This window comes from Lentzea kristufekii, assembly GCF_033949925.1.
Taxonomy (GTDB): Bacteria; Actinomycetota; Actinomycetes; order Mycobacteriales; family Pseudonocardiaceae; genus Lentzea; species Lentzea kristufekii.
Window position 1 is genome coordinate 1 of the sequence record NZ_JAXAVV010000054.1, and the last position, 9730, is coordinate 9730.

8 protein-coding genes and 1 pseudogene are annotated in these 9730 nt (G+C 67.1%); 4 read left to right on the plus strand and 5 right to left on the minus strand.

Going from position 1 to position 9730, the window contains the following annotated elements:
* From SK571_RS45600 to SK571_RS45615, 4 genes and pseudogenes are all read left to right on the plus strand, one after another.
* Nucleotides 1–313, plus strand: a pseudogene (locus SK571_RS45600) (rhamnogalacturonan acetylesterase); the annotation flags it as partial.
* 11 nt (nucleotides 314–324) lie between these two features.
* Nucleotides 325–1668 carry an SGNH/GDSL hydrolase family protein gene (locus SK571_RS45605; protein ID WP_319990339.1) on the plus strand — a complete coding sequence of 448 codons (1344 nt, stop codon included), beginning with the start codon at nucleotides 325–327 and terminating at the stop codon, nucleotides 1666–1668.
* A gap of 226 nt (nucleotides 1669–1894) precedes the next feature.
* Nucleotides 1895–3142 carry a right-handed parallel beta-helix repeat-containing protein gene (locus SK571_RS45610; protein WP_319990340.1) on the plus strand — a complete coding sequence of 416 codons (1248 nt, stop codon included), beginning with the start codon at nucleotides 1895–1897 and terminating at the stop codon, nucleotides 3140–3142.
* 1 nt (nucleotide 3143) lies between these two features.
* Nucleotides 3144–4901 (plus strand): family 43 glycosylhydrolase, encoded by a 1758-nt coding sequence (locus tag SK571_RS45615; protein WP_319990341.1) that lies wholly within the window; start codon nucleotides 3144–3146, stop codon nucleotides 4899–4901.
* Here the strand turns inward: SK571_RS45615 and SK571_RS45620 are convergent.
* The 5 genes from SK571_RS45620 to SK571_RS45640 all read right to left on the minus strand — a co-directional run.
* On the minus strand, nucleotides 4898–5137 hold the full coding sequence (locus SK571_RS45620; RefSeq protein ID WP_319990343.1) for a hypothetical protein: 240 nt from the start codon (nucleotides 5135–5137) through the stop codon (nucleotides 4898–4900). The genes SK571_RS45615 and SK571_RS45620 overlap by 4 nt on opposite strands.
* A 792-nt stretch (nucleotides 5138–5929) precedes the next feature.
* The gene (locus tag SK571_RS45625) at nucleotides 5930–7237 is read right to left on the minus strand and encodes an FAD-dependent oxidoreductase (protein WP_319990344.1); all 1308 of its coding nucleotides are present in this window, start codon (nucleotides 7235–7237) and stop codon (nucleotides 5930–5932) included.
* 9 nt (nucleotides 7238–7246) lie between these two features.
* Entirely contained in the window at nucleotides 7247–8029 is a 783-nt protein-coding gene (locus SK571_RS45630) for a fumarylacetoacetate hydrolase family protein (protein ID WP_319990345.1), read from the minus strand.
* 274 nt (nucleotides 8030–8303) lie between these two features.
* Nucleotides 8304–9242, minus strand: a complete 939-nt coding sequence (locus SK571_RS45635) for a VOC family protein (RefSeq protein WP_319990346.1) — start codon at nucleotides 9240–9242, stop codon at nucleotides 8304–8306.
* A 10-nt stretch (nucleotides 9243–9252) separates the two neighbouring features.
* A partial coding sequence (locus SK571_RS45640; protein ID WP_319990347.1) for an amidohydrolase family protein occupies nucleotides 9253–9730 on the minus strand: 478 nt, incomplete at its 5' end.

Genomic DNA, 9730 nt, shown 5'->3' on the forward strand with positions numbered 1-9730 from the left:
GCCACCAGTGCGGAGACTGTTCAACGGCAACAAACTCACCGGCACCGCGCTGCACGTCAACAGCGTTGGCGTGGACCTGCCCGCCATCATCCGGGCACTCGGCCGCAACACGAACACGCCGGTGATCGACCTGACCGCCAAGAGCAAGACACTCGTCGAGTCGATGGGGCCGTCGGCATCCCAGGCGCTGTACCTCACCAGGGAGGCCGGCGACAACACCCACTTCTCCGAGCGCGGCGGCGCGGAGATGGCGAACCTCGTCGTGCAAGGCGTCCGGGAGCTGAACCTGCCACTCGCCGGCTACCTGCGCTGAAGGGAATCGACATGTCTGCCGACCTACGGCGAATCCGCCGAATTCTCCGGTTCACGACCATCGCCGCCGTGGTGGTGTCAGTCATGACCGTCCCCGAGGCGGCGGCCGCGGCAGGCGTTCTCGTCGATGAGACGTTCAGCGCCCAGACGAACCCGCCGAACTTCGGGTTTCCCGCCGGAGCCGCGGTGTCCGACGGGGTCTTGAACGTCACCAAGGGGATGGGCAACTACACCACCTCGGTGAAGGCGTTCGACGCGGCCGTCGTCGGGCAGCGAACCCTCGATCTGACGTTCGACTGGAGGACGGCCGTCGCCGGCGATGAGCGGAAGACCGGCATCGAATTGCGCGACAGCCAGGGAAATCTCGTGTTCGCCCTCGCCGGCACCGCTGCCGAACTCAGGTACGGCCTGACCGGTCCGGTGTCCGACTCGGCGTCCGCTCCGGACTCGCTCAACCCCGCGTGGACCAGGATCACCTACAACCGCGCCACGTGGTACACGGTGAACCTGCACCTGGACTTCACGTTGCAGCGAGTGCAGTACCTGATCGCCACCAAGGAGACCGCTTCGACGGTCATGGCCTCCGGCACGGCGAGCATGACTGGGAAGAACCTCGCGAAGCTCGTCGCCTGCAACTACTACGGAACCGGCGTGCAGTCCATCGACAACTTCCGCCTCACCGCGCCGGCGGACGCGCCGAACGGGCGGTTGAGGGGCAAGACGATGTACGCGTTCGGGGACAGCATCGTGAACGGCCACACCTACTCGCGTAGCTTCGCGAACCTGACGGCCGAACGGGAGCTCCTGAACCTCACCAAGTACGCCGTCAACGGCGCGACCATCGGCCCTAGTGACAAGCAAATCCTCACGCAGGTGCGAAATGCCGCATCGCGGGCACCCGAGTACGTCGTGTTCAACGGCGGCACGAACGACGCCGAACTCATCTACGCCAACCGGTACCGGGTGGGCACCACGGCCCAGGGGTTCGACCCCGCCACGTTCGACAGGTCCACCTACGCGGGCTCGCTCGAGGCCACCATCCACGCAATGCGGACCAAGTGGCCGATCACTCACATCGTCTACGTCGCGGTTCACAAGCTCGGCTCCCGCGACTGGAACACGCAGCTCGCGATCCGCTCGGTGACGCTGCAGATCTGCGCCAAGTGGGGCGTGACGGTCGCAGACGTCTTCGGCGACTCCACTTTGGACACCCGCAACGACGGCCAGCGGGTGGCGTACACGTTCAACGGTCTGGTCAACGGCTACCCGGGAACCGGTGGCACCGGCACACATCCGAACCTCGCCGGAATCGGCTTCTACGTCCCGGTGCTGACCTCCGCGCTGGTCCGGCCGTGAAACATCGAATGTGCCGACACGTCTCGATCCTTCGGCCATCTGAACCTGCGCCAAGCCCACTCCCGGCTCACCGCGTACGCCGCGATCCAGTGCCCGGCGCTGATCGGTGATCACCTGCCCTGACCCTGCACGGGGAGGATCCCTGCAACAACTCACGAAGGTTTCGACGATCACGGCGGCGGTCCTGCTCCTGACCGCCAGTGCCGCGGCGGCGGACGTCGGACCGATGGCGAACGTCTATTACGTTGCCCCGAACGGAAATGACGGGGCAGCGGGCACGCAATCCGCTCCGTGGGCGTCGATCGCCCGTGCGCAGACCGCTGCCAAGGCAGGCGACACGGTCTACTTCCGTGGCGGCACGTTTGCCTACACCCGCGCGAACAGTGCCTGCTCGAGCCAGACGGCCACCGTCGACGCGATCACGCTGAACAAGAGCGGCAGCTCGAGCAACCCGATCCGGTACTGGGCCTATCCGGGTGAGAAACCGGTCTTCACCTTCTCCGCCATGAAGGACGACTGCCGGATCAAAGGCTTCGACGTCATCGGCAGCTACCTGCACCTCAAGGGACTGGAGGTCACCGGCGTACCGCAGAACAACAACCGGAACCACGAGTCCTGGGGACTCTGGATATCAGGCAGCAACAACACCTTCGAGCTGATCAACACCCATCACCACATGGGAGCGGGGCTGTTCATCAGCGGCGGAGGCGGCAACCTCGTCCTCAACTCGGACTCCCACGAGAACTACGACCGCCGCAGCTCCAACGGTGCCGGCGAGAGCGGCGACGGGTTCGGCTCGCACTACACGCCCGCGGGCCGTCCAGCGAACGTGTTCCGCGGGTGCCGGGCGTGGTGGAACTCCGACGACGGGTTCGACCTCATCCACACCTACTCGCCGGTGCTCATCGAGAACTCGTGGTCGTGGCGCAACGGGTACGTGCCGGGCACAACGACCAGTGCGGGCAACGGCGCCGGGTTCAAGGCGGGTGGTTTCGGCGCCAAGTACGACGCCGGGGCGGTGAAGCACACCGTGCGCTTCTCGGTGGCGTTGGACAACAAGGCCGCGGGCTTCTACTCCAACCACCAGCCGGTCGCCAACGACTACTTCAACAACACCAGCTACGGCAACCACCCCGACTTCGACATGCGGGGAATCAACTCGAGTGGCGCCTCCGTCGGCCGCGGCAACCTGCGCAACAACATCGCTTACACCGGCACGCTGCTGGCGAACATGAACGGCACCACCGCCTCTCACAACTCCTGGAACCTCGGCATTCCGTTGTCGGACGCGCAGTTCCGCAGCGTGTCGACGTCCGGCTGGGACGCACCCCGCCAGATCGGCGGCAGCCTGCCCGTGCTGCCACATCTGCGTCTGGCGACGAACAGCGCGTTGATCGACAAAGGCACTGACGTCGGCTTGCCCTACAGCGGGAGCGCGCCGGACCTCGGCGCCTTCGAGAACGATGGAAGGTGACATGTTGAGGCACTGGAAACTAGCCGCCGCCGCGGTGTTGCTGGCGGCGACAGTGGTATCGCTCTCGGCGAACCCAGCGGTGGCGGCGCCGTCGGAGGGAGGTCTGGGGCATCTGGTCCGCGAGTACCAGACCCGCGTTCCTGACAAGTACACGGCGGGCTCCTGGGCTCCCTTCGCCAAGGCGTTGACCACCGCGGCCGGCGTCGCGGGAAACAGGTCGGCCGCCACTTCGGAAGTGGCTTCCGCGAAGACGGCGCTGATGAACGCCGCCGCCGATTTGAAGGCGGCGGACGAGGGCACGTTCCAGACCATCACGAACAACACGTTCTGGAACGACACCAGCGGCAACCCGATCTATTCGCAGGGTGGTGGCGTCTTCAAGTTCGGCGACACCTACTACTGGTACGGCGTGCACTACACCGGTGCCGAGCTCTACCGTGCCAATCCGACGAGGAAGTACGACGGGAACGTCGGGTTCGTCTCCATCCCGGTGTACTCGTCGAAGGACCTGGTGAACTGGAAGTTCGAGAACCGGGTCGCGACGCGTTCCACCGGTGTCGGCAACGGCGCCAACCTCGGTGGCGCGGGCTGGGTCGGGCGCCTCGGTGTCTCGTACAACGAGAACACCGGCAAGTACGTGCTCGCCGTGCAGATGTGGCACACGGGCCGCGGCGGGCACGGCGTGCTGCTGTTGCAGGGCGACTCGCCGACCGACACCTTCGACTATGGCTATTTCCAGACTCAGATCACCAACTCGCCGACGACCGGCACCGGTGACCAGACCGTCTTCACCGACGACAACGGCAAGGACTACCTGATCTTCTCCAACCGGGAAGGCCGCGGGCGCGCCTTCGTGGCGAAGTTCCGGGAATCCGACTCGCTGCGGATCGAACCTGCGGTGCAGATCGGCTCGAACTCCTCGGGCCGCGAGGGCAATGCGATGTTCAAGCTCGACGGCAAGTACTACCACGCGGCGTCGGACCTGCACGGCTGGAACAGTTCGGTGACGCACGTCCTGGAGTCCAGCGGCATCCAGAGCGGCTACTCGGGTGAGTACACACTCGCCGGGACCGAGATGGACTACAGCCACGTGACCCAGACCGGATTCTTCGTGACGGTCAAGGGCGCCAAGCAGAACACGGTGATCTTCGCGGGAGACCGCTGGGCGGATTTCGCCTGGAACGGCCTCGGCTACAACCAATGGATGCCCGTCACGAAGACCGGTGCGAGGCCTCAGTTCCATTCGGTGAGCCAGTGGCAGTTCAACGCGATCACCGGGGAATGGCGGGTCGGCCCGCGGAACAACTACGTCCTCAACCCCGACTTCCAGGCCGACCGCGTCACTGTCTCGACGCTGACGGGGTGGACCAACTTCCGGGAGTCGGGCCCGAGCTCGATCGTGACCAACGTCAGCGGCGGTGCGATCGGCAGCCGCTTCGGGCTGCGGGTGGGCGCCTCCCAGTCCTACGCGGGCGGGGTGCGGCAGCAGGTGGCCGTTCCGGGTGGCATCTACACACTTTCCTTGTCCGCCAAGACCTCTGGTTCGCTCAGCTCCGCGCAGGTAACGGTCACCGACGCCAGTGGCAACTCGCGCACGCTCAACATTCCGGGATCGAGCGGCTGGACCCGTCGTGAACTCCCGGGCATCCCGCTGGCCGCGGGTACCGCCACCATCACCATCCGGGCGGCGAGTGGCAACGGGTACCTCTTCGCCGACGCCCTGGGACTCGTCAACGCCTCCGCCGCGGGGCAGGGTTAGCGCCGGAACAGCTCGATGAGGATGCGCTCGTCGGGTACCAGGGCGGCGAAGAAGATCCACGCGGTGACCACGGGCAGGAACTTCACGAGCACACCGACCCAGGCGATCAACGGTGCCGCCGCCACGAACCACGGGAAGACGTTCGGTGTGCCCTGGGTGATGTAGAGGTGGCGGCGTGCATCGAGACGGTGTGCGCGGTCTCCACCCGGTCGACCAGCACTCAGGGCGCCTGACATCTTGCGCCGGCTTCCCCGACCTCCGCCGGGTCGTGGATCCCGACCGCGCCGACGAACTGATCAAACTCCTGAAACCACCCGGCGAATCGCCATCGGCGGTCGATGCTGATCGTCTGGAACGTGCGCTCGTGAATCCGTCGATCTCGTCACGGTCGCCGAACTCCGGCAGCGTGTACGCCTGCTGGCGTGCGCTACGACCGGGGAAAGATCGACGGGGCAGCTGGTCCGGGACGCGTCCGGCGTCACCATCATGGAGCCGCGAAAGCGCACTTCACAACAGCGGTGGACGGCTGACGGATGTAATCAGGGGCTGGTGCACACCGCCGCGGTCAGCAACACCACCAGCCGATGCCGGATCCCGCGCGCCTGGCGCGGAGCGATCACCGTCGCGAGAACGACGCTCAACGCAGGCATGACCGGATCGGGATGTTCGCGCAGTGGTCCACGCCGCTGGAATCAGTCCGCACATGGGTACGGCCGAACGCATTGCTCGCGTTCTGCGAGCGAAGCACCCGGCTATCTGACTGGGGGCCGACATCTTGGTCGACGGGGGCACCAAAGCTGGGCGAGAGTTTGAACGGCCCCACCCGTTGCGTCAGTGAGCTGCCCGGTGCTGTGGATCGAGGGTGGCGGTCTCTCGCTGGGTGACGAAGGAGGCGTCCGGCACCAACTCCGTCGTGTCGTCGACGAAGCCGGAGTCGCGTGCGGTCGGCGGCCGCAGAGGCACCTGCGAGGCCCGCCGACCGGCTCGCCAGCGACTCGACAGTGCGCGCCTGGTTCGACAATGCTTCTTCAACTTCCTGGAGATCGGAGCGTTGTCGTGAAGCGCTCTTCGGCTCGGTCGATCTCGCCGAGCTGGGTGAGGATCGAGCTGGGTGTCGAGTCGCCGACCACCTTCTGCATCAGCCGCGTGTGGTCCAGGATCGCGTCCCGGATGGGGCGCAGCGGGGGCGGCGCGTGATGGAAGATCCGGCCGAGGATGTAGGCCTGCTGGGACTGCCGGGCGGTGTGCGGCTTGCGGGGAGCCTCGAAGGCGTCGAGTGCCTCGCGGACGGCCTGGTAGTCCGTCAGGTCCATCCCGACCAAGCGGCGGCCGATGAAGTATCCGTCCTCAATGGCCATTCCGGCACCGTATGCGGCGTACGGGGATGTGGGATGCGCGGCGTCGCCGACGAGGGTCGCGCGGCCTTTGGACCACTGGCCCAGTGGCTTGCGGTCGCGGATCACCCAGCGCTGGACCTGCGCGGGGTCGGTCGCGGCGATCAGCTGGGGGAGCGGATGGGCAAAGGCCTGGCCGACGGCAGCCGCGGTCGAGTGCGGGTCCGCGGTGAACTCCCGGCTCGCGTCGAACGCCTCGAGCACCCACCACTGGTGGCCGTCACGTCCCTTGTCGCGGATGGCCGTCCAGCTGCCCTGGACAGTGCGGCTGTGGGAAAGGACGCACATCCCGGGCTCGGCCTCGATGCTCTCGTCGAACGTGTAGCCACCGATGACGTGCAGGTTGTGCTCGCGCTTGGGGCTGTCACCCCACAGCGTGCGGCGGACCAGGGAATCGATGCCGTCGGCTCCGATCACGACGTCCGTCTCGTGGATCCGTCCGTTCGCGAAGTGCAGTCGAACGCCGCTCTCGTCCTGTTCGACACGTTCCACCGTGTGGTTGACCTGCAGGACTCCCTTGGGCAGCGCGTCGAGCAGCCGCTCGTACAGTTCGGGGCGCAACAGGCCGATGAAGCCGCCGCCGTATTCGCGGACGATGTGCTCCGGGATGGCCGCGCGGACCCGGCAGCGGCCGCGGGCGTTGCGGAACTCGGCTGTGCAGGGTGCCCCCAGGCCTTCGATGTTCACCTCTAGCAACCCGAGTGCCTTGATGGGGGCCGGCCACAGGTTGAGGATGGTGCCCGCTGGTCGGGCCTGCGGGTAGCGCTCGAACAGCACGACGTCGTGGGCGGCCTGGTGGACGGAGAGTGCGGCGGCCAGACCACCAGGCCCGGCGCCGATGACGGCGACGCGGCCGCGCTCGGCGGGGGACTTCTTCATGGCGCGTTCCTCGATCCTGTCTTCGTTGATCCGGCAGACGACGGGGGAGGGTTTGTTGCTCACGGCTGCGGTTCATGGGCGCGTTCGCGGGCGCCGGCGGGCGCGGGGAATGGCAACCGGTTCGGCACCGGGTACGACGGTGTTCGAGATGGTGCCGATACCCTCGACGGTGATGGCGACGGTGTCGCCGGGCTTGAGCGGCGCTGGGTCCTGGCGGCCGCGGATGCCCCAGAGTTCGGCGAGGCATCCGCCGTTGCCGCAGGTGCCGGAGCCGAGCACGTCGCCGGGACGCACGTGGGTGCCACGTGAGGCGTAGGCGGTCATCTCCTCGAAGGTCCAGCTCATGTTGGACAGCAGGTCCCTGCCGACGACCTCGCCGTTGATCTCGGCGGTCAGCGCCAGGCGCAGGAATCCGTCGCCGTCGCGGTACGACTCCAGCTCGTCCGCGGTGACGAGGTACGGGCCGAGAGTGGTGGCGGCGTCCTTGCCCTTGCAGGGGCCGAGGCCGACCTGCATCTCGCGGGACTGGAGGTCCCGGGCGGACCAGTCGTTGTAGATGGTGTAGCCGATGATGTGGTCGCGGGCCTGTTCGGGGGTGAGGTCGCGGCCTTCGCGGCCGATGACCGCGGCGACTTCGAGTTCGAAGTCCAGTGCCTGACAGCCGGGCGGCACGGGGACGGGGTCGCTCGGGCCGATGACCGCGCAGGGGTTGGCGAAGTAGAAGGTCGGTGCGTCGTGCCAGGCGTCCGGGACGCCCGTGATCCCGTCGATGCTTCGTCGTACACCCTCGACGTGCTCCTCGAACGTGACGAAGTCGCGTACGGACGGCGGTTGGAGCGGCGGCCGCAGACGCACCTGCGAGACATGCTGCCCGCCCGGCACGCGCAGGGTGGCGTTGCCCGCCTCGCGCAGTGCCTCGGGACCTGCCTGGATCAGGTCGAGAAGCGACGCCGTGCCACGGTGCGGATGGAGGACGCCGTCGTTTCCACGGTGGCGACGCGCCTGCGACCGTGCTCTTCGTACGTGGCGAAACGCATGGCAGTCCTACGTAGCAGGGAGAGTTGGCATTGACCGGGGGCGCGGCACGTCAGGGCCGGACAGTTCGCCGCACCCCCCGGGATCGCGGGGGTCAGACCGGCGGAGCGACGAAGACGCCGCGGTCGACGTCGTTGTGCATTTCCTTGGCGATCATCTCGTTCATCGGGTTGGCCGTGCCCCACTGGTCGGCGTTCTCGGGCTTCGTCAGGTCGTAGATGTGCGGGTGCCAGGTGTCCTCGTCCAGCTCTTCAAGCTCGGTGGTGTACTCCACGGTGTTGCCGTGCGGGTCGAGGAAGTACGTGAAAGTGTTGTCGCCCGCCATGTGCCGTCCGGGGCCCCAGATCTTGGTGGCGCCGGAGCGCAGCAGCCGGCCGGTGCCGCGCATGTACTCGTCGATGCCGCGCATCTCGAAGGAGAGGTGCTGCAGGGAGGTGTGCGGGCCGCGGGCAATGGCCATGGAGTGGTGCTGGTTGCTGATCCGCATGAAGTGCATGAGCTCTCCCATGTGCGGGATGCTCATCGTGTCGGACAGCCGGAAGTCGAGGTGCTGCTCGTACCAGGCACGGGTGGCGTTGATGTCGGTGGAGTTCAGGACGACGTGCGAGAGACGGACGGGGATGGCTTCCTTCTCCTCGACCCGTCGGTGCTTGCGTGCCTCGACGTCGGCGGCGACCTCGATGGTGCGGCCGTCGATGTCGAAGAAGCGGAAGCCGTAGCCGCCGCCGGGGGAGTCGAGCTTCGCGGGTTGGGAGATCAACTGCACTTCACCCGCGAGGAGCTGTTCGGCAAGTGTGTCCACACCGGCGGAGCTCGCGGCACCGTACGAGATGAGGTCGAGTCGCTTCTCGTCGGCCTTGCGGAGCCGGACGATGTACTGCTCGGGCGAACCTTCGGCGGCCAGGAAGGAGATGCCGGAGTCCTCGGCGACCTTGGTCAGGCCCCAGACGCCCGCGTAGAAGTCGAGCTGCTTGTTGTAGTCCGGCACGGCCAGATCGACGTGCCGCAGATGCGTGAGTAGACGGTTGGTCATGTCGGGCTCCTCAGATGAGACGCAGCAACGCTGCCGCGTTGCCGCCGCGCACGGCGTGGAAGTGGGGGTCGGGCAGGTCCTTGACGGCGCGCAGCGCGCCGAGCGGGTCGTCAGTGCCCATGTCGAAGGGGAAGTCGGAGCCGAGCAGCACCTGGTCGGGGCCCGCCACCCGGATCAGTTCGCGCAGGACGTGCGGGTCGTGCACGAGGGAGTCGAAGTACAGCCGCCTGAGGTAGCTGCTGGGCGGGTGCGCGCAGCCGCGGACGTCGGCGCGGGCACGCCAGGCGTGGTCGGAGCGGCCGATGTGGGTGGGCAGGTAGCCGCCGCCGTGGGCGGCGACCACGCACAGCCCGGGATGGCGGTCCAGCACGCCAGAGAAGATGAGGTGGGAGAGCGCGACGGCGTTCTCGGTGGGCTGGCCGGCGGTGTTGGACAGGTACCAGCGGTCGAGGCGTTCGTCGAGCGTGCAGCCGAAGGGGTGCAGGAAG

Excerpts from the sequence above, each read along its gene's own strand:
- SK571_RS45605 (WP_319990339.1), top strand. The coding sequence starts at position 325 with ATGTCTGCCGACCTACGGCGAATCCGCCGAATTCTCCGGTTCACGACC.
- SK571_RS45610 (WP_319990340.1), top strand. The coding sequence starts at position 1,895 with ATGGCGAACGTCTATTACGTTGCCCCGAACGGAAATGACGGGGCAGCG.
- SK571_RS45615 (WP_319990341.1), top strand. The coding sequence starts at position 3,144 with ATGTTGAGGCACTGGAAACTAGCCGCCGCCGCGGTGTTGCTGGCGGCG.
- SK571_RS45620 (WP_319990343.1), bottom strand. The coding sequence starts at position 5,137 with ATGTCAGGCGCCCTGAGTGCTGGTCGACCGGGTGGAGACCGCGCACAC.
- SK571_RS45635 (WP_319990346.1), bottom strand. The coding sequence starts at position 9,242 with ATGACCAACCGTCTACTCACGCATCTGCGGCACGTCGATCTGGCCGTG.